We start from the raw sequence: 25,969 nt of genomic DNA on the forward strand, positions 1-25,969 counted from the left end.
TGCTATGAAACTGTCAAAGTATGAAAAAGAAACGATTATCCTGACAAATGAAGAAGATCGATATTATAGTGTCTATACATTTAATCAGGGATTACAGAAACGACTAAAGAATTTTGCAGAGAGATATCCGGAATGCTGCTATCTAAGTAACTCAACAAAAGAAGGAAGTGAAACCTATATAATCCAAAAGGGACGGTTATCATTGAATTTAAGACCTCCTTATGCAAAGGAACGAATTCAGAAAGCATTAGAAACAATTCAAATAGCACGTGAAGAGAAGTCGGATAGTTCATAAGATACGATTTAAGCGAAAAATGCCTCATGACCATGAGGAAAAATGAAAGCAAAAGGTATTCTGTGATAAAGTATAAAGGCTTAGAAGAGAAAATGTCTCTTCTAGGCTTTTTTTAGTAAGAAAGTAGTTGGGGAATATGTTTTTGAAACGACAATAAATATAGTAAAATTTGCACCGGAAGGAATAAGGTACAGAGTCCCAATAAGACCTATTTAATCTTTATCTGCCTGAGACAAAAACTTATAATTTATTTGTAATATTTCTGTACGAAAAATAGTATGGTTATAGAGCTGTCTAAAAAAGCAATTAACATTAAAAATAAGAATATAATAAAGCGCAAGGACAGCAATTTGATACTGCTGTCCTTTTTTTATAAAATTGCAGTACACAGAAAAAAGCTGTAAAATGAAAAATATATTTGTCCTTGTAACAATTCTCGGACATTTGCCTGTTATACTATCTGCAAAAAGAAAAGGAAGTGACAATATGAAACAGATTTTAATTGTCGAAGACGATAATCTTTTGAATAAAACGCTTACTTATAATTTGGAATTGGACGGTTACACAATAACTTCTGTTCTGAATGCAAGGACAGCCGCTGAATCATTAAAAACAAACATTTTTGATTTGATATTGCTGGATATAAATTTACCAGACGGAAATGGTTATGACCTATGCCGTCTTATCAAGCCAGAGCATCCTGATACAGTAGTTATATTTCTAACTGCCAACGATCAGGAAAGCGATCAGATACGAGGATATGAAGCTGGTGCAGTGGATTATATCACGAAACCTTTTTCGATTAGTGCTTTGCAGCGAAAGATCAAAGCCATGTTCGCTATGTTGGAACATCACAAACCAGCTAAGGATATTTACGAGGATGGTAGCCTGTTTCTGGATTTTTCGGAACAATTTGCAAGTTTGAACGGGAAACCATTAGCGCTTTCTGCGATGGAATATAAAATGCTGAACCTATTTCTTAAAAATCCGAAGCAGGTACTTACCCGCCAACAACTTTTGGAAAGGCTGTGGGACATTGATGAAAAATATGTAGATGAACATACCCTTACTACTTCTATCAGCCGCATTCGCAGTAAGATTGAAGCGGATGGCGACACATATATCAAAACGGTTTACGGTATGGGTTATCAATGGACAGGAGGTGAAAAGAAATGAAACTGAATAACCTTTCTGCTAAGAAAATTTGTAGACTGATTAGTGCTGGCATGGTTTTCTCTATGCTGGTAATTACTGGTATTTTCGGCGGTATAATGCAGGATATACGAATTTTCATAGCGGGTGGAACATTGACACTCTGTGCATTTTTCTGGATTTGGCTATTGGTGCTGTTTTTTGGAAAACGCCTTTCTCATTTTACTTCTAATTTGTGCCGGACGCTGGACAACATGATTGATGGAAACGAGGAATTACAAAAGTCAAATGATAGTGAAACTCTTTTTGCCCGTATCAACCACCGCTTAATCCGGTTGTATGAGATTATGCAGAAAAACCGACACAAGGTAGACATGGAACGACAGGAGCTTCAAATGCTGATTTCTGATATTTCGCATCAAGTAAAAACGCCTGTCAGCAATTTGCAAATGGTAACGGACACACTTTTAACAAAGCCTGTTTCAGAAGAAGAACGGATGGACTTTTTACAAGGCATACGCAGTCAGACTGATAAACTGGATTTTCTGTTCCAAGCACTGGTTAAAACATCCCGGTTAGAAACCGGAGCAATACGATTAGAAAAGAAAGACAGCAGCTTATTCCATACGCTTGCACAAGCTATGAGCAGTATTGTATATGCCGCAGAGAAAAAAGAAATTGCTGTATTCGTGGATTGCCCGGAAAATTTGATAATCTCCCATGACAGCAAGTGGACAAGCGAAGCCCTTTTCAATCTGCTGGACAATGCAGTAAAATACACTCCGTCAGGTGGAAAGATTTCTGTATCAGTGGTTCAGTGGGAAATGTACGTAGAGGTCAAAGTGACCGACACCGGCAAGGGCATTTCAGAAAGCAATCAGGCTGCCATCTTTCGGCGCTTCTATCGTGAGGAAGAAGTACACGATCAACAGGGTGTGGGAATAGGTTTGTATTTGGCTCGTGAGATTGTAACAAGGCAAGGGGGCTATATCAAGGTCGTTTCAGAGCTGGGGCAAGGCTCAGAATTTTCTATTATGCTTCCTGTAAGGTAAGATATAACCACTTTTTTTGAAATGTCCGAGCGTTGTAACATTTCACCATGATTTTCGATAAAAATTTTTTCTATCTCGGACATTTGTGTAACATTTGTGGTTTACAATGGCTTTATCAACAGATAGAAAGCCTTGAAAGGAGCATTTGAATATGAGCATTTTACAAACAATCGACTTAAAGAAGTATTACGGCACAGAACCAAATATTACTCGTGCCCTTAATGGTGTAAATTTTACTGTGGAACAGGGAGAATTTGTTGCCGTAGTTGGAACTTCCGGCAGCGGTAAGTCAACATTGCTTCACATGATGGGAGGACTTGATACCCCCACTTCCGGCAGCGTGATTGTACGGGGAGAAGAACTTGCAAAAAAGAATGATGATGAATTGACAATTTTCCGCCGTCGTAACATCGGATTTATCTTTCAAAATTATAATCTGGTTCCGATTTTGAATGTATATGAAAATATCGTCCTGCCTGTGGAACTGGATGGCGATACCGTAGACCAGAAATTTATGGACGAAGTTGTGTATATGTTGGCTTTAGAAGATAAACTGGAAAATATGCCGAACAATCTTTCAGGCGGTCAACAGCAACGTGTAGCGATTGCACGAGCTTTAATTACGAAGCCTGCGATTATCCTTGCTGATGAACCGACCGGAAATCTTGATAGCAAGACCAGTGCAGATGTGTTAGGGCTTTTGAAGCGTACCAGCGGAGAATTTAATCAGACCATTGTAATGATTACTCACAACAACGAGATCGCTCAACTCGCAGACCGCATTGTACGGATTGAAGATGGTAAAATTGTTGGCTAAAGGAGGTGGGAATTATGAATTATCCTTTTGAAAATGATACCAGTGCAGTAATTAAAAAATTAGCACGAAAAAGTGTGCGTTTTGATAAGAAGAAAAACTTATTTTGCCTTTCGGCAATTATTGTAGCCGTTGCTATGATAATGATGTCGTTGCTCACAGTGCAAAATATCATTTATCAGAATCAGAAAGAAATCGAAGGATTACATCAAGGGATTTTCTTTGACATTACGCAGGACAGTAAAGAAAAGCTGTTAGCAAACGAAGAAGTAAAAAGTGTAGGACTTTCCTGTAATATCAAAACAGTGAAAGAAAATTCTAAAGAACTGTCTCTGATTTATTATGATGATGACATGCTTAGTTTGATTCCTGCCTTTGACGGAAAATATCCAGAGAAAGCAAGTGAAATTGCTGTTACAGATGCCTTTTTTGCCAGTGAAAATAAATCTCCGGAAATCAACTCCATAGTTCAGTTGAATCTGGATGGCACTTTGAAGAATTATACTATTGTTGGTATTTACCATGATAAAACTTCTACCGCTTATCCTGTTTTTGTTTCACTTGAAAAATGCCGGGAATTACGTGGAAATGACCTGCTTAATGGATATGTTTGGCTTGAAAATGCAGATACCCTTATAAAAGACGAAGCAACAGAAATATTATCTCAAATTTCAGAGGAGACTGGACTGAATAATTGGACAGTCAGCAGTTACTATGATTATGTAAATACAACTTTGTCCTTCAGTAATTATGCGGTATATGTTGTAGTTGCTGTCATTTTGTTTTTAGCTGCCGCACTTGTAATTTACAGCATTTTCTATATTTCGGTTGGACAAAAAGTTGCTGAGTTCGGACAGCTTCGGACAATAGGGGCAAGTAAAAAGCAAATTTATAAAATAGTTCTTAAACAGGGTTATATGCTTGCAGTTCCGGGGATTTTAATTGGTAGTATCATGGGAACGATCATCAGCTATTGTCTGCAATCAAAAGGCTGGTCAGTATTTGCATTTATTGTTTCTCTATGTGGCGCATGCCTTTTTGGAATACTGCTTGTTTATATTAGTGTTCGTAAACCAGCAAAAAGTGCAGCGAATACTTCTCCAATTTCCGCCCTGAAAAATCCAGTGGGAATTGTAAATTACCGTACTCACAAAAGACATCGTATTACGCCCGTATATTTAGCGAAAATCAGCTTTTCCAGAAACAGAAAAAAATCTCTATTGACCATTTTATCATTGGGACTGTGCGGAGTTATATTTTTCCTTGCAGCAAGTTATCAGAGTTCTTTTAATGCCGAGAGTATGGCTCGTTATTGGGATATGAAGTACGGAGATTTCAAAATCAGCATTGATTTAGAGAACGAAAGTGAAAATTTGGATGCTCTCTTGCGGAAAGAATATTTTTCTGATTATGTAAAGCGTATTGGAGATATAGAGGGAGTTAGCAATATATTTACTTATGCTACCGTACCAGTTGATTTCTTAACAGACAATGATATTTCAGATAGCACCTTGCTGCTCGGCTATAATGAAAAGGATTTGGCGTCGCTAAATGCAGCGGTTTTGTCTGGAAATATTACTGATGATACAGAATTAGTTGTAAGTGACCCAGAACGTATTTATGATGTTTATCATTGGAAACCTCAAATTGGGGATACTGTGACCTTTAATTTCAAAAATCATAGTGGTAAAACAATAACAAAAGCATTCAAAATTGGTGCAATCACTTCCAGCAATGATGGAATGGGTGGCTATATTTTCAGAATGCCGGAAAATATGCTCAAAGAACTTGCAGGTTATGACTGTACATACGCAATCGAAATACAAGCAGAAGCTGAATATCAGGAAATAATCGAGCAGGAACTCGAATTATTTGTTTCTGACAATAGGGATGTTCGCTTACAAACCATTCAAGATTTTATTGTAGAACACCAATCAGACAATCGTGCAGGTTTTACATTAGCTTATGCGATTGCAGCCATCTTGTGGATATTTGCGGTCATCAATCAAATCAATCTTACTGTGACAAATCTTTTATCACAGAAACAGGAAATGGGAACACTAAAATCTATTGGTATGACGAATAAGCAGTTGGAGCAAGCATTTATGATGGAAGGTCTTTTTACTACTTTGATTGCATTGCTTATAACTGTTGTTGTTGGAATCCCCGGTGGATATGCAATCGGTATATTTTTGAAAAATGCAGGTATGTCTACGGGATTTGTATTTCCGGTCATTGCTTTTAGTCTGTTTGCTTTTGCTATGTTTATGTTTGAAAGTTTGATGACAATATTGCTTATTCATTCATGGAAGAAGCAATCTGTTATTGCAATAATGCGAAATTGACGATAGAAAGTTTTTCATATCTCGGTCAGCTCCACAATTACATTACTCTGCTGATACAGCCAGTCCGTAAATTCTTTCGGGCTGGCTGTTATGAATATGTAGAAATAGAATTTAAAGAAAATTTTGCAGAAATAAAAGCTTTTGACTGATGAAATGAAATTGCAAAATATCTACACGAGGGAAACAATCATCTTGTAATCGATAATATTACTACCGTTTTCCCATTTATAAAAGATCATCCATCCATCAATACCGGTTTGCATCCTATGGGAATTTATGGCAAAATATGGTTAGAGAATTATGAGTAACCCACCCCAAAGGTGGAAATAAGGAGGAAAATTCATGCGTACTTCAAAAGAAATGTTCTCTTTGTTCGAAACCATTGCAAATAACGATTCCCGGATCCGGGTAATGACACTGGAGGGAAGCCGTGTCAACCCCAATGTAACGCCAGATATCTGGCAGGATTACGACATCACATTTCTGGTAAATGATATCGACAGCTTCACCTGCTCCGATGAATGGCTGTCTGTGTTCGGAGACAGGATTTTTATGCAAAAACCGGAAGCAATGGACTTGTTTCCGGCAGATATGCCAGACGGATGGTTTTCTTATCTTATGTTGTTTTCTGACGGGATTAAGATTGACCTTACCTTAGTTCCATTAGAAACGAAAGATAAGTATTTTTCCCAAGATTCTCTCATTCGTGTATTGATTGACAAAGATGGGATTTGCCCATCCCTGCCTGCTCCCACAGACGAAGAATTCTGGGTACAAAAACCCAGCGAAACCTTTGTCAATGACTGCGCCAACGAATTTCTCTTTGTTTCCACCTATATAGCCAGAGGATTATTACGACAAGAATTACTCTTTGCCAACTGGCATTTTGAACAGATTCTCCGGGTAGAACTTCTCCGTATGCTGGGATATCTGGCAGGAAGCCGAAAAGGATTTCCCCTTAATACAGGAAAGCGAGATAAATGGCTTTTTCATTTTCTCACCGAAAAAGAATCCGAACAATTACTTACCTGTTATCGTCTGGATAGCATGGAAACCGCTTGGAACTCACTGTACACCGCCATGCAGTTATTTGAAACTGCAATGAAAGAAGTCTGCCATACTTTGGGATACACCTATCAGAATGATGTGGCAAAAATCAGAGATTATATTGAACTTCTCAAAAAGATGTAAGAGAGGGATTTCCACGGAATGCATTCCGTGGAAATCCCTCTCCCTTTTCATTGTTTACATAATCCCGAATAAATTGTTTGAAAATTTAACACAATTCAACCCACTATTCGTAAGCGCAAAATATTGCTACGCTGCCCATGAATCACGCTTGCACCAAAATGATAGATGCAAGCGTTTTGCTCTATGTTTAGTTTTGACAGTTCGCTTTCGCAGTCTCGCTCCATGGGGCAAGCTGTTCCAACTGTTCATCTGACATTTTAGCGTCTGGCCGCTGTGATAAGAGATATGTCAGATATTTGTAGGTATTCAGGTCATTCGCTTTTGCCATCTCAACCATTGTATACACAATAGCGCTAGAGGCAGCTCCCTTCGGACTGGCACTGAACAGCCAGTTTTTCCGGCCAACAGTGAATGGTCTGATTGCATTCTCGCTAAGATTATTGGATAAACTGCAATGACCGTCTTCCAGATAGGTCATCAGGGTGTCTTTCCGATTTTGGGCATAGTTCACCGCTTTCGCCAAACGGGTTCCCTTGTTTGGACGCTGTTGATCCAGCCAATTCCAGAATGCCTCCAGTATCGGCTTCTCCTTTTCAAGACGGAACTGTTTTCTCTGCTCCGCAGTATGATTTTTTGCTTTTGAGTACCGCTCACAATCAAACAGCTTGGAGCAGAATTGTACTCCCTGCACCGCCGGAAGGCTGTAATCATACTCTTTCCCTTTCGGTATGGCATCTGTGAAGTAACGTCTCACATGTGCCCAGCAAGAGCATCGTTTGATATCCGGCAGATTGTTATAACCCTGGTATCCATCAGTCTCCAGATATCCGCTGAACCCCTGTAGGAAAGATGCCGCATGGAACTTTGCCCTTGTCTCTGTGTAATGATAGAGCAGGATCGGCGGAAGCCCATCTTCTCCACTGCGGAAGAGCCACATCCAGGAATCTGTTTCAGGATTGCGCTCCGGCTCATTCAGTACCTGAACCCGAGTTTCATCTGCCATCAGATATTTACGCATCCGTAACTGGCGGTGAAAATAATCATAAACATGACAGAGGTAATTCTCGGCACAGTAAATGATCCAGTTAGCAAGCGTAGCCCGGCTTAATGGGACACCCAGCTGCTTCCATTCCGATTCCTGCCGGTTTAATGGCAGACCATTCTGGTACTTCTGGTGCATTGCCCATCCTACAACGGATTCCGATGCATAACTTTCTGGGATCAATGGTTCCTGGACAGGCGCTTTGACAAATGTCTGATCATCTGGGTGTTCCTCTGATGTAGGACGGATTTTGCGGACATTCAAAATAAAAAAGAATGTGGAGGTAACAGACAATGGCAAAATCATTATTTGAGGAACTGGGCGGCAAATACGAAAGGCAAGGGGATTATTTGATACCGTGCTTAACTGTACCCGCCGAAGAAGAACAGGCAATAGGCATCTGGGGGCAACGGCATTTAGATTATCTAAAACAGTACCGTAAAGTTACATACACCAATCTTCTTACAAGCGGCAGGCTAAACGCCTACCTTGCCGACATCAACAGACAGGCACAGGAACGCTTTGAAAGGCTCATAGAGGGTATGAAACAGGCACAGGGCATAACGGAACAGCTAAAGGCAGAAAACGCCTTAGAATGGACAGGATGCCTCAATAACATAAGGGCTTGTGCGAGGGAGATTGTGGAAAAGGAAATTATTTTTGCATAAACAGATGATTAGTGGCAGGGGGAAATCCTGCCGCTTTTTCTGCTTTAGTTTGTCAGCTTGACAAATAAAGGGTTAAGGAATATAATTAGATTCAGTATTATACAAGGAGTTAATAAATATGCGGCAAGGTATTCTTAAATAAACTGTCAATTTGATAGTGGGAACAAAAAGTAGCAGTCCCGTTTCACTTTTAATATGGGGCTTAGTTTTTTGTACCCAGTTTAAGAATACTTTTATCATGTAATTTTATATGCCCGAAAACATATAAGTGTTTTGGGGCTATTGGAGTTATTTACCCAGTGATAGGAGTATTTATCACTGGGTATTTTTATGCCCTTTTTTGGGTGTTGATAGGAGGAAAATCACATGAAAATAATTAACTTAGGCATTCTGGCTCACGTTGACGCAGGAAAGACAACATTAACGGAAAGTTTATTGTATACCAGTGGTGCAATTGCAGAACTAGGGAGCGTAGATGAAGGCACAACAAGGACAGATACAATGAATTTGGAGCGTCAAAGGGGAATCACTATCCAGACAGCAGTGACATCTTTTCAGTGGGAGGATGTAAAAGTCAACATTATAGATACGCCAGGCCATATGGATTTTTTGGCGGAAGTATACCGTTCTTTATCCGTATTAGACGGAGCAGTATTATTAGTTTCTGCAAAGGATGGCATACAGGCACAGACCCGTATACTGTTTCATGCACTACAGATAATGAAGATTCCGACAATTTTTTTCATCAATAAAATTGACCAAGAGGGGATTGATTTGCCAATGGTATATCGGGAAATGAAAGCAAAGCTTTCTTCGGAAATTATAGTGAAGCAAAAGGTTGGGCAGCATCCCCATATAAATGTAACGGACAATGACGATATGGAACAGTGGGATGCGGTAATTATGGGAAACGATGAACTATTAGAGAAATATATGTCAGGGAAACCGTTTAAAATGTCAGAACTGGAACAGGAAGAAAACAGGAGATTCCAAAACGGAACGTTATTTCCCGTTTATCACGGAAGCGCTAAAAACAATCTGGGGATTCGGCAGCTTATAGAAGTAATTGCCAGTAAATTTTATTCATCAACGCCTGAAGGTCAATCTGAACTATGCGGGCAGGTTTTTAAGATTGAATATTCAGAGAAAAGGCGGCGTTTTGTTTATGTGCGTATATATAGCGGAACATTGCATTTGAGGGATGTTATTAGAATATCTGAAAAAGAGAAAATAAAAATCACAGAGATGTATGTTCCGACAAACGGTGAATTATATTCATCCGATACAGCCTGCTCTGGTGATATTGTAATTTTACCAAATGATGTTTTGCAGCTAAACAGTATTTTGGGGAACGAAATACTGTTGCCGCAGAGAAAATTTATTGAAAATCCTCTCCCTATGCTCCAAACAACGATTGCAGTAAAGAAATCTGAACAGCGGGAAATATTGCTTGGGGCACTTACAGAAATTTCAGATGGCGACCCTCTTTTAAAATATTATGTGGATACTACAACGCATGAGATTATACTTTCTTTTTTGGGGAATGTGCAGATGGAAGTCATTTGTGCCATCCTTGAGGAAAAATATCATGTGGAGGCAGAAATAAAAGAGCCTACTGTTATATATATGGAAAGACCGCTTAGAAAAGCAGAATATACCATCCACATAGAAGTCCCGCCAAATCCTTTCTGGGCTTCTGTCGGGTTGTCCATAGAGCCGCTCCCTATTGGAAGCGGAGTGCAGTATGAAAGCAGAGTTTCACTTGGATATTTAAATCAATCGTTCCAAAATGCGGTTATGGAGGGGGTTCTTTATGGCTGCGAGCAGGGGCTGTATGGATGGAAAGTGACAGACTGTAAAATCTGTTTTGAATATGGATTGTATTATAGTCCTGTAAGTACCCCCGCAGACTTTCGGCTGCTTTCCCCTATCGTATTGGAGCAGGCTTTAAAAAAAGCAGGGACAGAACTATTAGAGCCATATCTCCACTTTGAAATTTATGCACCGCAGGAATATCTCTCACGGGCGTATCATGATGCTCCAAGGTATTGTGCAGATATTGTAAGTACTCAGATAAAGAATGACGAGGTCATTCTGAAAGGAGAAATCCCTGCTAGATGTATTCAAGAATACAGGAACGATTTAACTTATTTCACAAATGGGCAGGGAGTCTGCTTGACAGAGTTAAAAGGATACCAGCCAGCTATTGGTAAATTTATTTGCCAACCCCGCCGCCCGAATAGCCGTATAGATAAGGTTCGGCATATGTTCCACAAGTTAGCTTAACAGCTTGCAAAAGTCATATAAAATGAGATTTGAAAGGATTAGAGACTAATTATGATGAAATGCGAATGGATATTGTGTCCTGTTTGTGGGAGCAAAACCCGTAATAAAATTAGGAAGGACACTGTTTTGGAGAATTATCCCCTTTATTGTCCAAAATGCAGACAAGAAAGATTGATTAAAGTTGACAACTTGAAGATAACTGTCATCAAAGAGCCAGACGCTTAAGACGCAGAGCCGATGAAATTGTGGAACAATTCACGAATCATCGGCTCTTTTTGTTTCGTATTTGAAAGAACAAACTCACCAAATAAAAAAAACGATATTCGGGTGGGTTATTTTGTTATACCCTAAATTACCCTCTGAATTTGTTTTTAAATTTGGAGGGATTTTTTTATGTCCTTTTTTCGGGCAGTTATCTATCTGCTCATACGAAGCAAAATTTATCAATACATAGCATATCAGAGAACGGCAGGAAACCAGTTAAAAAAATTTCTGCCAGTGCAACGGTACTTCTCACCTTGAAAGTAGAAGTACAATCTCCATACAATAGAATTACTATTTCCTATAACCGTAAAGGTCACAGAGCCTTTGCGGTTTTTCTTTGTTTGCGCGCCATGGGCGCGCTCTAACGGGTGTAAGTCCCGAACATGCCCAGGTAGTGGGAAATGTATAGCCGAACAGCAAGGGTGTCTACTGTGAGGTGGAATCTGAAGGAAGCTGTAAGCGAATCTCTGGTCCGACGGACAGAAATCGCATATAAGGCTAGGCTTCGAGTGATAAGCTGGCAAAGAACAGCGAAGTCTAATAACTACCACGTTTGTAGAAGCAGAGTAAATGCGGCGGATATATGGAGAGAAAGAGCGTGCACCTTAAGCGTGGAGGTCTCACAGAGGTTTCATTAGCCTAGTAACAACGAACTGTGAGAAGTCAGCCGAGCCCATAGTAGTGAAGAAGTCTCTGTAATGGGGATGGAGCGAAGGGGCGAACAATCAATCAGTTTGAGTATGTCTCGTATTGCAGAAATGACAACATCTGCCGTAACCAATCGGGGAAAAGGTGGTCAAATCAAGCGAGACGGAAAGGAAAGAACGCATGGACACAAGTAGTCTAATGGAGCAGATATTGTCTAGTGATAACCTCAACAGAGCATATCTGCAAGTCGTACGAAATAAAGGTGCAGAGGGAGTGGACGGAATGAAGTACACAGAACTCAAAGAATACCTTGTAAAGAACGGCGAAATCATCAAGGAACAGTTGAGGATGAGAAAATATAAACCTCAGCCAGTACGAAGAGTGGAGATACCAAAGCCTGATGGCGGTGTCAGAAACCTAGGAGTACCAACAGTAACAGACAGATTCATACAACAAGCCATTGCACAGGTTTTAACACCAATCTATGAGGAACAGTTCCATGACCATAGTTATGGATTCAGACCTAACAGATGTGCTCAGCAAGCAATTCTAACAGCACTCGACATGATGAATGAGGGTAATGACTGGATTGTAGATATCGACTTGGAAAAGTTCTTTGACACAGTAAACCATGATAAGCTCATGACTATCATAGGTAGAACTATCAAAGATGGAGATGTTATCTCTATCGTGAGAAAATACCTTGTCAGCGGAATCATGATTGATGATGAATATGAGGATTCCATTGTGGGGACACCACAAGGAGGAAATCTTTCGCCATTATTGGCAAACATTATGCTGAATGAACTTGATAAGGAAATGGAAAAGCGTGGGCTTAACTTTGTACGATATGCGGATGACTGTATTATTATGGTCGGAAGCGAAATGTCTGCCAACAGAGTCATGAGAAATATTTCACGATTCATTGAAGAGAAGCTAGGGCTCAAAGTCAACATGACCAAGAGCAAGGTAGATAGACCACAAGGGCTTAAATACCTTGGATTTGGTTTCTACTTTGATTCGAGAGCGCATCAGTTTAAGGCAAAACCACACGCAAAATCAGTAGCGAAATTCAAGAAAAGAATGAAAGAATTCACCTCTCGTAGCTGGGGAGTTAGCAACAGCTATAAGGTGGAGAAACTCAATCAGCTTATAAGAGGGTGGATTAACTACTTTAAGATAGGCAGTATGAAAACTCTCTGCAAAGAACTAGATGCAAGAATTCGTTATAGGTTGCGTATGTGTAGCTGGAAGCAATGGAAAACTCCGCAAAATCGAATAAAGAATTTGATGAAACTTGGAGTTGATAAGGATATAGCTTGGATTACGGCATATACAGGTAGTCGAATCGCTTATGTGTGTCAGCGAAGAGTTATGAATTTTGCAATAAACAAAGAAAGACTAACCCAATTTGGATTAGTCTCAATGATAGATTACTACACCAAGAGGTGTGTTACTTGTTAAGTTGATTGAACCGCCGTATACGGAACCGTACGTACGGTGGTGTGAGAGGTCGGGAAAATTTATTTAATTTTCCCTCCTACTCGATTGTCGATTTTTGTTGGAAAGTGCCGTAGGGCTGTTTCTGATATGCGGTGTCGTTCTCCGCCTCTCCATCTGGATTTTTTACATTTCAAAAATTCAGATGGGAGGTATTTATGGTGAAATATGCACCAAGAAAGGTATATATCAGAGAAAGTGGCGGCTATGTGGAATTATCCTACACGGAGTTCTGCCGTTGCAGGGAATCCGACCAGACCTATATGGACAAGCTGTTTATCCCCATTCAAGGCTGTCTGCTTGAAGTCGTGAGGGAGCAATACACAGACTTCTACCGTGACAAGGAACGGTGGCGTTATCTGCAAAAATTAGATACAAAGAATAGACTGCTATCTCTCGACGGATTTACGGACAGCGAGGGGAATCCTCTGGACTTTATCACTGATGAAGCGGTGGACATTGCAGAAACCGTTGTCAATGCGGTCATGGTGGACAGGCTGAAAGCCGCCCTGCCTTTGCTGTCGGATAGTGAACAGGAGCTGATACAGGCAATCTAATATGGATTATGTTTTAAAGCGTTTGTCAAATAATGATAATGAAATTGAAGATGTATATAAAGATGGGTCAGAATATATTATAAAAATCAGAATTTGGAATGGAACTGTATGTTATTTAAAAACAATTCAATGTAAATCAATAATGTATAACGATGAATTAGTTAACGAATTTGGTGATGTTATCTTTGATAATGGTTCCTATAAATTTATGACAATTGATAATGAAGAAGTTATTTTGGAAATTATATCTGATGAGATTTTAGAAGTTGATAGTTAAATTCCAGTTTACATAACTGCTAGACTACTCACAATTAAATATTCATAGTCATATTAAGCAGGAAATCTAATGATCTCCTGCTTTTTGCACTAGAGTTTTATGTAAAAAATTATAATTCTGCAGAAAGTTCATGCATCCAGAAGGACGCAGCATCATATTCTCTTGGTTCAGATAATACTGGAACGGTGAGGATATCAATTGGTACGCAAAGTATTTTAGCCATTTTAGCAAGGATTTCATCACGAGGCTTTCTTGCATCCGCTTCGTATTGTGCAATTCTGACATCCGCAGAATCTTCCGAAAAGCCAAGTGCGATACCGAGTTCTTTTTGTGTGAGATGATTTTTCTGTCTTAAGTGTTTTAATTTTCTTCCAAATGTAATCATAGTAGTAATTCCTTTCTGTAAGTTATTTTGAGTGTGTGAGGTGTCGAATCATAAATTATTCGGCACCTCTGATTTTATGATCTTTATTTTCCGGTACTTCCAAAAGCCCCGGTGTCTCTTGCTTCTCCGAGATCCAGAACAAAGTCGGCGATTAGAACAGGCGTGATAACTAGTTGCCCTACGCGGGTATCTTTGCAGAGTATTTGGGATTCTGAACTAACATTGCTGATGATGGCATGAATTTCTCCACGATATCCGGAATCAATAGGCGGAAGTTCGCAGACCAATCCTTTTGCGGCCATGCTGCTTCTTGGAAAAACATAACCAGCATACCCATCTGGAATCATGAGACCAAATCCTAATGGGATTCTTGCAATCTCTCCCGGTTTTAATGTGTAGTCATAAGGCATATACACATCGGCCCCGGCATCGTTTTCATGAGGGCGGAAGGGATAATGATCTTTCTCTAACCCAAAGTCGATCAATTTAATCTTCATAAACAGCTTCCCTCCCTTCTACGAGCAGAGGATAATCTGCTCTCATTATTTCTAATGGAGACCAGTCTCTTGCGATGGGAATTCCACAGGACATAGAACCTTCTTCACAACATCCCCTCTGACAAAAAGGACCGGTCAGCTTCGGCGAAAATAACACCGGATCGAATTCATATAGTTTCTGCCAGATGTCCAACATTACAATTCTTGTTTCGTCGGTATTTCTTCTGCAGATACGCTGACTGATCATATGTTTCCACTCATAAGGTGTAGCACAGATGATCAGAATATTCCTTAAAGCATGGGAGAGGGCATAGCCGGCAGAATCATGATGAAATCCCAAAGAACACAATTCCTGATAACATCTGAGATCCGATAAGCAGCTTTGCAGATAGAGATCAATGTATCTCTGTTCGGAAAAAAGGATTTCATATGGGATCACAAATGCAGCTTTTTCTGAATAGTTGCTATATTGCAGAGATGCACTCATGAATTTTACTTCGTTTTGATGACGAGTGATCTGTGCAAGAAAACGTCTGCTTGCACCTACAATCGCAACGGTGATCACCGTAAATTTCTGTACGGTTGGATGGGGAAGACTGGCAATCCGGTCTACAGTTTTATCCGTAAAAGATTTCTGATAAAGAGCCATAAGATCATCCATGTTTTGAATGGAATGCCCCTGTTGGGTAAGCCTTGCTGCGAATACCATGTTCTGAGCTGCTTCTTGAATGGTATAACTATTTAAAATCTTTGTCTCAATGTGATCCATAGGCTTGTTCCTCCTTTATCAATGCTTTCAGCAGAATGAGATAGTTGATGCAGTCTGTGATCTTCTCATCCCATTGTTCTAAGTCAAATTGGAGCAGAGAAGAGTAACACATGTCATAGAGAGATACGACATGCTTCGACATCATTCCGGCCAGAGCAGCCTTAGGTGTGCATCCCTGTAATGAGGCAGCAATTTTAAATGCACTCAGGCGATCAATGCGGTCTCCGGTGTATTCTTTCTTCTTATGTGCTAGGACATCGGCACATTTTCGATATTGTTGTTCAAGGACAACATTAAATTCATTTTGTGTCATATTGTAATTCCTCCTTCGTAAAATGATTTATAATTCGGGTTCCCGTGTCTTTTGTTTTTTGGGAACCTGGTTGTGGAGAATTGCTTCCACATTTTTGTCTACGGTTCTTAAATCTTGTGTCAGATCCTTTAGAGATCGGATGGATGATTTCTGCTGGTCGATCTGTTCCTGCAAGCTGGCTTTTTGTTCCTTCAATGTTTTGATAGGAAGCATCTTTCCATCTGGATAAAAAGATTTCAGCCAGTCACGGGCTTCTTCATATGCTTGAATTTCAGCGGTGTGTTCCTTTCGAAATCTGCCTTTGTTTTTCGCTTTTAAAAATTCGGTATAGATTGCTTTCTGTGCGAAATATTGTCCGGTGTAATGGATCTGCCGGTTGATGCTTTTCAAATCTGCATTCATTTCCATAAGCTGATTTGTTGCCTGATCTAACTGTTTTTGAGATTCGGAAAAGGCATTTTTTAATTCGGTTTGGGTATTGTATCCATGTTCTTGCACATAGATAATAGTATTTGCCATTTCCTGAAGATTGGATATTTTTACCCGATGAGCATATCCGGGACTTTGCATTGCTTTCACATTTTTCTGAAGATCTACTACCAACCGCAAATGCGATCTGACATAAAGAATGGTTATCGGATCTTTTCGTAAGAAGAGCTGTTCTAAATGTTCTTTGCCGTATTGAGTTCCCAAAGCCTTCTCTGTAATCCGTTTGTCCCGATTCGGATGGAGATAACGATATCTTCCTCTTTCTTCAGTGACGGAAATCTGATATTTTTCCAAAAGCAGAGATTGGAATTCCTGAAAGTTTTTAGAATGCGAGCTGCATTCTTCGATGGCATTCCTGAGTTCTTGCTTCTGTGTCTGAAATGTAGTGGCAGTTGGTTTCAACCCATCTGCAATGATTTTTTTGTTTGTCTCTTCTAATTTTTTCTGCCCGGATTTTTGAGCCATATATTCAGCCTGTGTGATTTTTGTTTCAGCCGGAGAGAGAAGATCAATCTGATGAAGTCCCTCTTGGATGCACATATCCATAATTTCCTTTTTGAAATAATTCAGGAATTTATTTGTGGATCGGTGCTTGTATCCGGCAATTTCTTCATGGGGCTTATCCATGTAACTCTGCCTTCTGACAGCTTCCTTACGGACGCTGTTGATCACAATATGCGTATGGATATTGCCGGAACCATTGTGACCATCGGTATGTGTCACGATAAGAGCCTGATATCCGGGAAATATTTTCTTTGCAAGTTCTAAAGATAGAGCCTGTGCTTTTTCTCCGGTCAGCCCACATCCTGATTTATCATCTGGATCAAAACTGATGATATAGTGATGACTTTTGATTTCAGATCTGCTTCGGTTCTTTTTAAAATGTTCATTACATTCATAGCATTCAACATCAAAAGTATCGGGATCACAGTTGAGACCATCCATGTAGAATTCATCTCTTCGCAGTGGCCGATTAAATTCATCGAGAATCATTTTTCCGGTTGATTCATCATGCTGGAAGATGAGATAATTCAGAGCATCTGAATAGTTTGCATTCCGACTTTTAATATGTTTCACTATTGCCACGATAATCACCTATCATTTTTAGCAACTCCTTTTTTAACCTATAGAGGTCGTAAAGGCATTGCTGGATTTCGTTTGTTATAGATTTAGAGTACGCTCCTCCTGTATTGAAATATTTTGCGATCTGATTAAGATTAGAGCCGATTTTTCCATACTCTGCTAAGAGCATTTTTATTGTTTGGCTATCAATGACAACTTCATAGTGTATAGCCATTTTGTGATCTAAAATCAGGTTTCTCAGATAATCAGAACGGGATAATTTCACCTGAGAAGCGGCATGATTGACTAACTCTAATTCAATGTCACTCAATCTTAAACAAATGATATTAGAGTGTTTCATTTCATTTCTTTTTTTCTTTGGTGCCATGTTCCTCCTCCCTTAATTGAGTGCTTCCAACTTTATGGCACTCCACTAGAAATATCAGCTGTCCCTTCTGATACTTCTGGTGCTGCGCACACATTTTATGTGGAAGCCAATCTGACATTTTGTGAATGTCAGTAACGAGGGTATGGGGAGCGTAATCCACATCAAGATAAAACTCAGAGTAATCGGAAAGCCAAAATGGCGATACCGTATTACTGGGTGGATCTTGCTCTTGAAAGATTAACCCTCTCATATAACGAAATGCTCAGAGGGCAAAATACAGGGTGAGATAGAAAAAAAGTTAAAAAATATCATTAAAAAATTGGTGGAGGATCATTTTTATTAGGATGCTTGACACATTTTTTTGGGGGATATATCATTAAAATTAAAGAATTTTGTAAAATGAGAAAAGATAATCTTTAGTTGTTTGCACCTTAAGGAGTGATGTTATACATGGTGATTAAAAATAATAAATTGGTTATGGTCTTAGAAGACGATAGAGATTTAGCAGAGGGAATAGAATTATCTTTACAAAGTGATCAACTGAATTTTGTGATATGTGAAACAATAGCAGAAGCAAGAAAAGCCCTTGAGCATTATTCTTTTGATTTGCTTATATTTGACATCAATCTTCCAGACGGTAATGGACTGGAATTCTGTCGGGAATTAAAACGGAAAATACAAATTCCGATTGCTTTACTAACTGCAAAAGGCATGGAAATGGATATAGTTAAAGGTTTAGAAAGCGGTGCTGATGATTATATTACGAAACCGTTTAGTTTAATGGTTCTTCGAGCCAGAATTAGAATGTTACTTAGGAGAAATACAGCGACAAGTGAACAAGAATATAAAAATTCTGTGTTTCTTTTTCGCTTTGAAACAATGGAATTTTATAAAAATGGGGTACAGATAGAATTGAGTAAAACAGAACAGCGAATTTTGTATTTACTAATTTCAAATCCAAATAGAATTTTAACAAGGGAACGATTGCTTGAATGGGTATGGCCAGAGGGAACAGAGTATGTTGAAGATAATGCTCTTTCAGTTGGAATACGACGATTAAGGGATAAACTTGAAGATGATTCTTCTAATCCGACTTATATAAAAACTGTTTACGGAAAAGGCTATGTGTGGGAGAGTGTATAAATGGATATTCACATTCTTGTATTTATTGGTATCGTAGGTCTGAATATCATTGTTTTAGGCTTGGTAATTTACTGGTATAGAAATAAGATGTTATCTCAGTATAATAACTTTTTGAATAAAGCCGATGAAATACTCGGCGGAAAACAAATTGATATGATATATGATGAGTCCTTAGATTCGGCTATTTCTGAAAGACTAAACCGTATTGTTGAAATTTCAAATATGCAAAAAGAAGTTGCTGAGCAGGAACGAAATACTATAAAATCATTACTTTCCAACATCAGTCATCAGATACGAACTCCCCTTGCAAATATTACTTTATATGCAGGTTTGTTAAAAGAGGAATTAGATGAATCAACATCATTTCGATTGGCAGATAAAATTGAAAAAAACGCTGAAAAATTAGAATTCTTTATGAAAGAATTGATGAAATCTTCGTATGCAGAACAGGAAATTATTTCTGTCAATCCTAAAATAATCGAATTAGACAAGATCATTAAAAAAAGTTGTCAATCGATAGAATTGGACGCAATGAAGAAAAGCATTCGTATTCGTTCTGAAAACAATGATTATAAAGTATTTGCTGATCCGAAATGGACAGAGGAAGTTTTTACAAATATTATTGAAAACGCAATAAAATATTCACCAAATAATACTGAAATAACGATTAAGTCTATTTTATATGAATCATTTGTATGTGTAAGAATTATAGATAATGGTATAGGCATACCAGAGCAAGAGCAAGGAAAAGTATTTCAAAGATTTTATAGAGGAACAAATGTAACAGATAAGCAGGGATTTGGAATTGGGTTATATTTGTCTAGAGAAGTTTTAAGAAAACAACAAGGATATATAAAAATAAAATCCAAATTGAATAAAGGAACTACCGTTGAAGTTTTCTTATCCCGTAGTGATCTTTAAGCAAGACTTTTTTCTCAATCTTTAATTGTGTCAAAGTTGTCACTTTTGAGAAAGATTTGAGAAAGAAGTCTTTGTTATTATTAGTTCAAACAGAGAGAAAGGAAGATGAAGTATGAATATTTTATCAGTTAGAAACTTAAAAAAATATTATAATACGGGAGAGAATACTGTAAAAGCATTGGACGGTATAGATTTAGATATTTGTAAAGGGGAATTTTTAGCTGTTGTTGGAACTTCTGGAAGTGGAAAATCTACTTTACTACATATGCTTGGTGGCTTGGATAATCCAACTTCTGGAGAAGTTATTATTGACGGAAGAAATATATCGGGATTATCTCGTGATGAACTAACTGTTTATCGAAGAAGAAAAATAGGTTTTGTATTTCAAAACTATAATCTTTTGCCGCTTATGAATGTATATGAAAATATTGTGCTTCCTATCAAGCTGGACGGTATAAAACCAGATGATGATTATATTGAAGAAATTCTTAAATTATTAAAATTAGAAGATAAAAAATATTTTATGCCAAATCAGTTATCTGGCGGACAACAACAGCGTGTAGCGTTAGCAAGAGCTTTGGCAATTAAACCTGCTATTATCCTTGCTGATGAACCAACAGGAAATCTTGATAGCCGAACAAGTCAAGATGTTTTAGGCTTGATAAAAATTTCAAGCCAAAATCTGGCTCAAACGATTGTAATGATTACACACAATGAAGAGATTGCTCAAATGGCAGATAGAATTATCCGCATAGAAGATGGGAAAATTGTGAAAGGCGGTGAGTAAAAATGCTCAAAGTCAATAACAAAAAGGTAATTCAAGACCTTGCAAAAACAACATATAAGGCAAATAAAAAAAGAAATTTATTAACTATAGTAGCTATTTTTTTGACAACATTTTTACTTTGCACCGTAATATCTATTGGATTAAGTTATTGGGATACAGTTTCTTTAAGACAACAAAGAATACAGGGGATAGATTATGATATTGAGCTGACAGAACCGAGAGACGATCAAGTATCTACCATACGAAAAATGGATAATGTGAAATATGCAGGGCTTAACGTGAAATGTGGAATTGTATCAAAATATCAGGATAAAGAATTGGACAAGTTAAAATTGTATTGGTTAGATGATACTTGCTGGAAACAACAGACAATTCCAGCGTTGGATTATTATAAAGGCAGTTATCCAACTAAGGAAAATGAAATTATGCTTTCACAAAGTGCGTTACGTTCTATAGGAATCAAAAAACCTAAAGTGGGTATGGAATTGCCTTTCATATATCAAACTTTAGCAGAAAATAGCGAGAATAACGATACAGCAAAAACATTTATTTTAAGCGGTTGGTTTTTGGATTATACAGGCGTAGATAAGGGGTATGTTTCAGATAAATTTTATCAATCAACTGGAGTTTTGCAGACTGATTTGACGCAAGGAACATTAAAAATCTCATTAAAAAATCCTCTATATTCCGAAAAGGATATTATAGAAATGCAAAATCAAATCAACTTATCTGGAAATCAAATTATTGAAGCTGATTATGATACAATTTCTAACTTTATCAAGACTATGATGGGGTTATTGATATTATTAGTTTTAGTTTTCATGAGTGGATATTTGTTTATTTATAATACATTGTATATTTCTGTAAATCGAGATATACGGTATTTTGGACAGCTTAAAACAATTGGGACAACATCTGTTCAGATTAGAAAAATGATATATAAGCAAATGTTGTGGAATGCAATGATAGGAATACCATTAGGGCTGGTTTGTTCGTCAATCGTTGGAAAAATTATTATTCCTCAACTATTACACTCTTTAAATCCAACGATTGCAATAAGTGAGGTTGGTACTATTTCTCTTGGGGTATTTATAATTGCTACTATTTTTTCGCTTACAACAACAATGATTAGTAGTCAAAATCCAGTGAAAATTGCTATGGATTGTTCTCCTATTGAAGCAATGAAGTATATAGGAGCAACGCCTGTAAAAATAAAAAACAAAAAAAGAACAGGCGGAGATATTCTCTCTATGGTAAAAATGAATCTGTTTAGAGATAAGAAACAATTCAGTATCATCATGTGTTCTTTGAGTTTAGCAGTATTGCTTTTCTTGATTATCAATGTTGTGATTTATGCTAATAATGCAAAAAATATTTTGAACCATGCTTATGATTACGATATAAGACTTTTAAATCAGACATTACTTTCTGATAACGAGGAGCAGGTTTTTGATTCTGATTTTATTGAGCAAATAAAATCCATAGATGGAGTAAAAGACGTACGAGTTTTAAAATCAGCAACAGCAGTTGTTCCATATCAAGAAAATGTCTATGGAGAATACTACAAAGAAGTGTATGATTCCAGATATTCTCCAGGAAACTATGAAAAAGATATAGAGCAATATAAAAAACAGCCAGATCACTATTCTTTTACTTGCAGAGTTGTGGGAATTGATGAAGTGGAATTTGAAAAAATAAATAATACTTTGCAGAATCCATTGGATAAAGAGAAATTTAAAAATGGCGAGATTGCTTTTGTTTCTAAAACTTTTACACAAGGTGATAATGGAATTACAGGAAAAAAAGTTGAATTTTCAATCCCAACTGCTCTGAATCCAGATAAAAAAGAAATTATTGAATTAGGAGCAATTATAGATGATTACCCTGCTTACTATTCTGCTGGCTATACGCCCGATTTGATTGTAAGTAATGACTTCTTCGATAAAATTATGGGACAACCGTTAATAGAAATGATAAAGATTGATTATGATGAACCTTTTTCTAAAAATGTAGAATCATCTATTAAAAAACTTGTAGCGAACAATAAACTTATTTCTGCTGAATCGAAATTAGATAGTTATTCGGAAATGAAAAATTCGGAAAATCAAATGACTGTATTAGGCGGAAGTTTAGGAATCATCATTATGTTACTTGCTATTTCAAATTATTTAAATATGATGTCTGAAAGCATACAAAATCGTTCGAAAGAATTTGCTATCTTAGAAAGTATCGGCATGACAAGAAAACAGATTAAAAAAATGATAGTGTTTGAAAGCTTGGGATATTCGATTTTGTCTATTGTTATTGCATTGATAATTGGCTTACCTGCAAGTTATTTGGTGTTTACAAACTTTAATATATATAGGATTCCATATAGTTTCCCAGTAATCAAGACGTTATTTTTATTTCTTATAATTATCATAGTTTGCGTAGTAACATCACTATTCGTTTTTTCGAAATCAAAAAGTGAAACAATTATTGAATTGTTACGGAAAGATGAGTCTTAAAACATATATTATGCTTGCTGCATGCAAAGTGGATCAGCAGTTTAGTATAGAAATGGATCTAGTGTAGGATTGTTTAAAGGGAATCTATAGGAATGGATTATGAAACAAAATGTGAAAAATAAAATAATTCGATGCGAACAGTGGTGATTTAACATGATAGTTGCTGAAGAAGACACTTCGGCAACTATTTTTTTAAACTTTTTTTCATAATCACCCTGTAAAATTCATTGATTTCCTTTCGTTATATGAGAAGACAAATTTGTTTTCTTCTTATTTATAAATGGAAAGGAGTTTTGTGAAATGGGTTTTGCAAGAAAAGATGTGGAAGCTACTAAGAAAATGGAAAAGAAGTTCGTGAGATATCCAGAAGGTGCGGAGAAATATAGTTTAGGATTGACAAAATTTCAGGCATTAGCAAAAGAGGCGAAAGCAGTCTATAAAATTGATAAAGTAGCTTTAGTTAATTGTGAGATATTTGAAAAATATTTGGAAACATTCCGAGAGTATTAAAATTTTAAGAGAGAAAATAAGGGAGAAGAACTTCTATATTTTTCTGCATTTTTAATTGACTTTGTGTCATACAGAAAGTATAATGTTGGTATAGGAGGTATAAGAGCTGAAATGAAAAAGATGGGAAGACCAAAATCAGACAATGCAAAGAAGAAAGTATTAAGCATTCGTGTTCCTGATCAGCTATATTCCCAGATGCTTGCATACGCCCAACAACATAAAATGACTACAACGGACATTGTCCTAAAAGGGGTAGAGATACTTTTATCCGAGCAGAAAGAATAGTAAGTGCTTCTCTTTAAGAGGAGGAAACTATTATGGCGAAAGTCAGAAAAGATTTGCGAGGAAGATCTTTACGCAAAGGAGAAGTACAAAGATCATCAGATAAAAGATACATGTACACCTATACAGATCCGATGGGCAGACGTAAATTTATATATGCTAACGATCTGGCAGAACTAAGAGAGAAAGAAGCTAAACTGATGAAGGATCAGTTGGACGGATTGGACCTCTATGTTGCTGGCAGGGCAAGTGTGAATGATACGTTTGATCGGTATATGTCCACGAAGTATAATTTGCGTGAATCTACGAGAAGTTCATATTTCTATACGTACGATCATTACGTACGTGATACCTTTGGAAATAAGCGGATTGCAGAAATAAAGTATTCTGATGTATTGCAGTTTTATTATTATCTTCTTAATGAAGTGAAAATTTCATTGGGAACTTTAGATACTGTTCATTGCTTGCTTCATCCAACATTTCAGTTGGCAGTACGGGATGAGATTATACGAAATAATCCTACGGATGGAGTAATGAAAGAAATCAGCAGAGAATCCGGAAAGAACAGAGGAATCAGACATGCATTGACCGTAGAGCAGCAAAGAGCATTCATGGAATACATTGCGAACCATCCGATATATTATCATTGGTGGCCTATGTTTACGGTGTTGCTTGGAACAGGGTGCAGAATTGGAGAAGCATTAGGGCTTCGATGGCAAGATTTAGATTATGACAGAAGAACAATCAGTATAAATCATAGTTTGAGCTATTATCAAAAACCAGAGAGCAACAAAAGTGTGTTGAGAATATCCAAACCAAAAACAGAAGCTGGAATACGTACAATTCCAATGCTGGACGTTGTAAAAGATGCTTTCGAAATGCTTTATGAAGAACAACTGGAAAATGGTTTTAATGAAACAGAAATTGATGGAATGTCAGGATTTATTTTTTGTAATCGTTTTGGAACAGTTCCAAATCCACAAACAGTCAATCATACGATTAAGCGTATAGCAAACAGTTATAATGCAGACGAAGTGGTGCGAGCTAAGAAAGAACGGAGAGATCCTATTATATTACCCAATTTTTCTTGTCATCATCTGAGACATACTTTTTGTACACGACTTTGTGAAAATGAAACAAATTTAAAAGTTATTCAATCCATTATGGGACATAGAAACATTGAAACAACAATGGATATTTATGCGGAAGCAACAGAGGAAAAGAAACAAGAGTCATTCGAGAATTTAGCAACAAAATTAGATGTTTTTTGAGAAGTGCTTAGTAGAACGGATGACAACAATTTGTTTGATTTACAACAAATTGACAACAAAAAGAACTTAATAATGAAGAATAGTGAAGAATATATAAGGTTTATAAATTTGGACAATATAGTATAATAACGCATCCCGAAGAATCATGAAGAAAACGTGAAATCTTTCCCGACGATGAAGAGCTTAGACAAATAATTTGGTGATGCCTGAACAGAAAATCCAGGAAAATCAAGGGATTTGAAGAGCTTTGCCATTTGCCGATAGTCTGTTAGTGACGATTCGGTGACAATTTAGTGACAATCAGAACAAGATTTATGCAGTGTTCTGCAGAAATTTGTGAAAAGAGAGAAAGATTTAAGCGGATGTCCGTTGTCTTTCTCTCTTTTTTATTCCGAGGAATGTATGGGGGGAGCACCGGCCGATTTACAAAAAAGGATAAGAAGATACTTTCAAGTAAGTTTGTAATTGATGTGAGGCAAGGATTTGGGTATAATATAGTTAAGAGATGTGATTTGACTTGAAAGAAATTGCTGCTTAACGGAGAGGATGTGATT

24 protein-coding genes and 2 pseudogenes are annotated in these 25,969 nt (G+C 37.5%); 19 read left to right on the plus strand and 7 right to left on the minus strand.

The annotated features are described in order from the left end of the window. The first annotated feature begins 4 nt into the window (after nt 1–4). The 6 genes from ACESZH_RS03135 (at nt 5) to ACESZH_RS03160 (ending at nt 6,849) form a co-directional block, all read left to right on the plus strand. The gene (locus ACESZH_RS03135; protein WP_173758741.1) at nt 5–295 is read left to right on the plus strand and encodes a molecular chaperone; all 291 of its coding nucleotides are present in this window, start codon (nt 5–7) and stop codon (nt 293–295) included. A gap of 486 nt (nt 296–781) precedes the next feature. After that, entirely contained in the window at nt 782–1,471 is a 690-nt protein-coding gene (locus ACESZH_RS03140; protein WP_373212573.1) for a response regulator transcription factor, read from the plus strand. Further along, a complete protein-coding gene (locus tag ACESZH_RS03145) occupies nt 1,468–2,499 on the plus strand; it encodes a sensor histidine kinase KdpD (RefSeq protein ID WP_226844439.1) in 1,032 nt (343 codons plus the stop codon). The genes ACESZH_RS03140 and ACESZH_RS03145 overlap by 4 nt, the downstream gene beginning before the upstream one ends. A gap of 151 nt (nt 2,500–2,650) precedes the next feature. Beyond that, on the plus strand, nt 2,651–3,316 hold the full coding sequence (locus ACESZH_RS03150; RefSeq protein WP_008791690.1) for an ABC transporter ATP-binding protein: 666 nt from the start codon (nt 2,651–2,653) through the stop codon (nt 3,314–3,316). Nucleotides 3,317–3,330: 14 nt separating this feature from the next. Next, nucleotides 3,331–5,658, plus strand: coding sequence for an ABC transporter permease (locus ACESZH_RS03155; protein ID WP_226844442.1), 2,328 nt, complete (start codon nt 3,331–3,333; stop codon nt 5,656–5,658). 342 nt (nt 5,659–6,000) lie between these two features. After that, the gene (locus ACESZH_RS03160) at nt 6,001–6,849 is read left to right on the plus strand and encodes an aminoglycoside 6-adenylyltransferase (RefSeq protein ID WP_373212571.1); all 849 of its coding nucleotides are present in this window, start codon (nt 6,001–6,003) and stop codon (nt 6,847–6,849) included. Between the two features lie 187 nt (nt 6,850–7,036). Here the strand turns inward: ACESZH_RS03160 and ACESZH_RS03165 are convergent. Beyond that, nucleotides 7,037–8,128: pseudogene (locus ACESZH_RS03165) on the minus strand (IS66-like element ISRgn2 family transposase); the annotation flags it as partial. Between the two features lie 56 nt (nt 8,129–8,184). On the opposite strand from ACESZH_RS03165, the gene ACESZH_RS03170 reads away from it, so the two are divergent. From ACESZH_RS03170 to ACESZH_RS03195, 6 genes and pseudogenes are all read left to right on the plus strand, one after another. After that, the gene (locus ACESZH_RS03170; protein WP_001129922.1) at nt 8,185–8,559 is read left to right on the plus strand and encodes a TnpV protein; all 375 of its coding nucleotides are present in this window, start codon (nt 8,185–8,187) and stop codon (nt 8,557–8,559) included. Nucleotides 8,560–8,925: 366 nt separating this feature from the next. After that, complete coding sequence (tet(O), locus tag ACESZH_RS03175) at nt 8,926–10,845, plus strand: tetracycline resistance ribosomal protection protein Tet(O) (RefSeq protein ID WP_005357924.1); 1,920 nt, start codon at nt 8,926–8,928, stop codon at nt 10,843–10,845. Nucleotides 10,846–10,896: 51 nt separating this feature from the next. Continuing rightward, nucleotides 10,897–11,070, plus strand: coding sequence for a cysteine-rich KTR domain-containing protein (locus ACESZH_RS03180; protein WP_002779755.1), 174 nt, complete (start codon nt 10,897–10,899; stop codon nt 11,068–11,070). A gap of 885 nt (nt 11,071–11,955) precedes the next feature. Then, entirely contained in the window at nt 11,956–13,221 is a 1,266-nt protein-coding gene (gene ltrA / locus ACESZH_RS03185) for a group II intron reverse transcriptase/maturase (protein ID WP_373219859.1), read from the plus strand. A gap of 197 nt (nt 13,222–13,418) precedes the next feature. Then, a pseudogene (locus tag ACESZH_RS03190) lies at nt 13,419–13,811 on the plus strand (sigma-70 family RNA polymerase sigma factor); the annotation flags it as partial. Nucleotides 13,812–13,815: 4 nt separating this feature from the next. Continuing rightward, nucleotides 13,816–14,091 (plus strand): hypothetical protein, encoded by a 276-nt coding sequence (locus tag ACESZH_RS03195; protein ID WP_226844445.1) that lies wholly within the window; start codon nt 13,816–13,818, stop codon nt 14,089–14,091. A gap of 109 nt (nt 14,092–14,200) precedes the next feature. On the opposite strand, the gene ACESZH_RS03200 is transcribed toward ACESZH_RS03195, so the two are convergent. From ACESZH_RS03200 to ACESZH_RS03225, 6 genes are all read right to left on the minus strand, one after another. Further along, on the minus strand, nt 14,201–14,476 hold the full coding sequence (locus ACESZH_RS03200) for a helix-turn-helix domain-containing protein (RefSeq protein ID WP_173759401.1): 276 nt from the start codon (nt 14,474–14,476) through the stop codon (nt 14,201–14,203). Nucleotides 14,477–14,559: 83 nt separating this feature from the next. After that, nucleotides 14,560–14,973 carry a dUTP diphosphatase gene (locus tag ACESZH_RS03205; protein ID WP_173759400.1) on the minus strand — a complete coding sequence of 138 codons (414 nt, stop codon included), beginning with the start codon at nt 14,971–14,973 and terminating at the stop codon, nt 14,560–14,562. Next, complete coding sequence (locus ACESZH_RS03210; RefSeq protein ID WP_373212567.1) at nt 14,963–15,742, minus strand: FAD-dependent thymidylate synthase; 780 nt, start codon at nt 15,740–15,742, stop codon at nt 14,963–14,965. Before ACESZH_RS03210 ends, ACESZH_RS03205 begins: the two co-directional genes overlap by 11 nt. After that, a complete protein-coding gene (locus tag ACESZH_RS03215) occupies nt 15,729–16,055 on the minus strand; it encodes a hypothetical protein (protein ID WP_004606466.1) in 327 nt (108 codons plus the stop codon). Before ACESZH_RS03215 ends, ACESZH_RS03210 begins: the two co-directional genes overlap by 14 nt. 27 nt (nt 16,056–16,082) lie before the next feature. Next, a complete protein-coding gene (locus ACESZH_RS03220) occupies nt 16,083–17,630 on the minus strand; it encodes a relaxase/mobilization nuclease domain-containing protein (protein ID WP_373212563.1) in 1,548 nt (515 codons plus the stop codon). Then, nucleotides 17,608–17,994, minus strand: coding sequence for a plasmid mobilization relaxosome protein MobC (locus tag ACESZH_RS03225; protein ID WP_373212560.1), 387 nt, complete (start codon nt 17,992–17,994; stop codon nt 17,608–17,610). Before ACESZH_RS03225 ends, ACESZH_RS03220 begins: the two co-directional genes overlap by 23 nt. A 450-nt stretch (nt 17,995–18,444) precedes the next feature. On the opposite strand from ACESZH_RS03225, the gene ACESZH_RS03230 reads away from it, so the two are divergent. The 7 genes from ACESZH_RS03230 (at nt 18,445) to ACESZH_RS03260 (ending at nt 25,415) form a co-directional block, all read left to right on the plus strand. Then, nucleotides 18,445–19,137 carry a response regulator transcription factor gene (locus ACESZH_RS03230; RefSeq protein WP_336305739.1) on the plus strand — a complete coding sequence of 231 codons (693 nt, stop codon included), beginning with the start codon at nt 18,445–18,447 and terminating at the stop codon, nt 19,135–19,137. Further along, a complete protein-coding gene (locus ACESZH_RS03235) occupies nt 19,138–20,058 on the plus strand; it encodes a sensor histidine kinase (RefSeq protein WP_373212558.1) in 921 nt (306 codons plus the stop codon). 112 nt (nt 20,059–20,170) lie between these two features. Continuing rightward, complete coding sequence (locus ACESZH_RS03240; protein ID WP_117963911.1) at nt 20,171–20,845, plus strand: ABC transporter ATP-binding protein; 675 nt, start codon at nt 20,171–20,173, stop codon at nt 20,843–20,845. 2 nt (nt 20,846–20,847) lie between these two features. After that, nucleotides 20,848–23,352 (plus strand): FtsX-like permease family protein, encoded by a 2,505-nt coding sequence (locus ACESZH_RS03245; protein ID WP_373212555.1) that lies wholly within the window; start codon nt 20,848–20,850, stop codon nt 23,350–23,352. Between the two features lie 300 nt (nt 23,353–23,652). Further along, nucleotides 23,653–23,862 carry a DUF6462 family protein gene (locus ACESZH_RS03250; protein ID WP_008976866.1) on the plus strand — a complete coding sequence of 70 codons (210 nt, stop codon included), beginning with the start codon at nt 23,653–23,655 and terminating at the stop codon, nt 23,860–23,862. Nucleotides 23,863–23,973: 111 nt separating this feature from the next. Beyond that, on the plus strand, nt 23,974–24,147 hold the full coding sequence (locus tag ACESZH_RS03255) for a hypothetical protein (protein ID WP_373212552.1): 174 nt from the start codon (nt 23,974–23,976) through the stop codon (nt 24,145–24,147). Between the two features lie 32 nt (nt 24,148–24,179). Continuing rightward, nucleotides 24,180–25,415, plus strand: coding sequence for a site-specific integrase (locus ACESZH_RS03260; RefSeq protein ID WP_022008832.1), 1,236 nt, complete (start codon nt 24,180–24,182; stop codon nt 25,413–25,415). Nucleotides 25,416–25,969: the final 554 nt, after the last annotated feature.

It is taken from the genome of Ruminococcus sp. 5_1_39BFAA, assembly GCF_964240875.1.
Classification (GTDB): domain Bacteria; phylum Bacillota; class Clostridia; order Lachnospirales; family Lachnospiraceae; genus Blautia_A.

Bases quoted from the DNA above. Each gene is read 5' to 3' on its own strand.
- ACESZH_RS03155 (WP_226844442.1), top strand. From the start codon at position 3,331: ATGAATTATCCTTTTGAAAATGATACCAGTGCAGTAATTAAAAAATTA.
- ACESZH_RS03260 (WP_022008832.1), top strand. From the start codon at position 24,180: ATGGCGAAAGTCAGAAAAGATTTGCGAGGAAGATCTTTACGCAAAGGA.
- ACESZH_RS03230 (WP_336305739.1), top strand. From the start codon at position 18,445: ATGGTGATTAAAAATAATAAATTGGTTATGGTCTTAGAAGACGATAGA.
- ACESZH_RS03180 (WP_002779755.1), top strand. From the start codon at position 10,897: ATGATGAAATGCGAATGGATATTGTGTCCTGTTTGTGGGAGCAAAACC.
- ACESZH_RS03135 (WP_173758741.1), top strand. From the start codon at position 5: ATGAAACTGTCAAAGTATGAAAAAGAAACGATTATCCTGACAAATGAA.
- ACESZH_RS03205 (WP_173759400.1), bottom strand. From the start codon at position 14,973: ATGAAGATTAAATTGATCGACTTTGGGTTAGAGAAAGATCATTATCCC.
- ACESZH_RS03250 (WP_008976866.1), top strand. From the start codon at position 23,653: ATGGGTTTTGCAAGAAAAGATGTGGAAGCTACTAAGAAAATGGAAAAG.
- ACESZH_RS03235 (WP_373212558.1), top strand. From the start codon at position 19,138: ATGGATATTCACATTCTTGTATTTATTGGTATCGTAGGTCTGAATATC.
- ACESZH_RS03240 (WP_117963911.1), top strand. From the start codon at position 20,171: ATGAATATTTTATCAGTTAGAAACTTAAAAAAATATTATAATACGGGA.
- ACESZH_RS03150 (WP_008791690.1), top strand. From the start codon at position 2,651: ATGAGCATTTTACAAACAATCGACTTAAAGAAGTATTACGGCACAGAA.
- ACESZH_RS03225 (WP_373212560.1), bottom strand. From the start codon at position 17,994: ATGGCACCAAAGAAAAAAAGAAATGAAATGAAACACTCTAATATCATT.
- ACESZH_RS03210 (WP_373212567.1), bottom strand. From the start codon at position 15,742: ATGGATCACATTGAGACAAAGATTTTAAATAGTTATACCATTCAAGAA.
- ACESZH_RS03145 (WP_226844439.1), top strand. From the start codon at position 1,468: ATGAAACTGAATAACCTTTCTGCTAAGAAAATTTGTAGACTGATTAGT.
- ltrA (WP_373219859.1), top strand. From the start codon at position 11,956: ATGGAGCAGATATTGTCTAGTGATAACCTCAACAGAGCATATCTGCAA.
- ACESZH_RS03215 (WP_004606466.1), bottom strand. From the start codon at position 16,055: ATGACACAAAATGAATTTAATGTTGTCCTTGAACAACAATATCGAAAA.
- ACESZH_RS03170 (WP_001129922.1), top strand. From the start codon at position 8,185: ATGGCAAAATCATTATTTGAGGAACTGGGCGGCAAATACGAAAGGCAA.
- ACESZH_RS03255 (WP_373212552.1), top strand. From the start codon at position 23,974: ATGAAAAAGATGGGAAGACCAAAATCAGACAATGCAAAGAAGAAAGTA.
- ACESZH_RS03160 (WP_373212571.1), top strand. From the start codon at position 6,001: ATGCGTACTTCAAAAGAAATGTTCTCTTTGTTCGAAACCATTGCAAAT.
- ACESZH_RS03245 (WP_373212555.1), top strand. From the start codon at position 20,848: ATGCTCAAAGTCAATAACAAAAAGGTAATTCAAGACCTTGCAAAAACA.
- ACESZH_RS03195 (WP_226844445.1), top strand. From the start codon at position 13,816: ATGGATTATGTTTTAAAGCGTTTGTCAAATAATGATAATGAAATTGAA.
- ACESZH_RS03200 (WP_173759401.1), bottom strand. From the start codon at position 14,476: ATGATTACATTTGGAAGAAAATTAAAACACTTAAGACAGAAAAATCAT.
- ACESZH_RS03140 (WP_373212573.1), top strand. From the start codon at position 782: ATGAAACAGATTTTAATTGTCGAAGACGATAATCTTTTGAATAAAACG.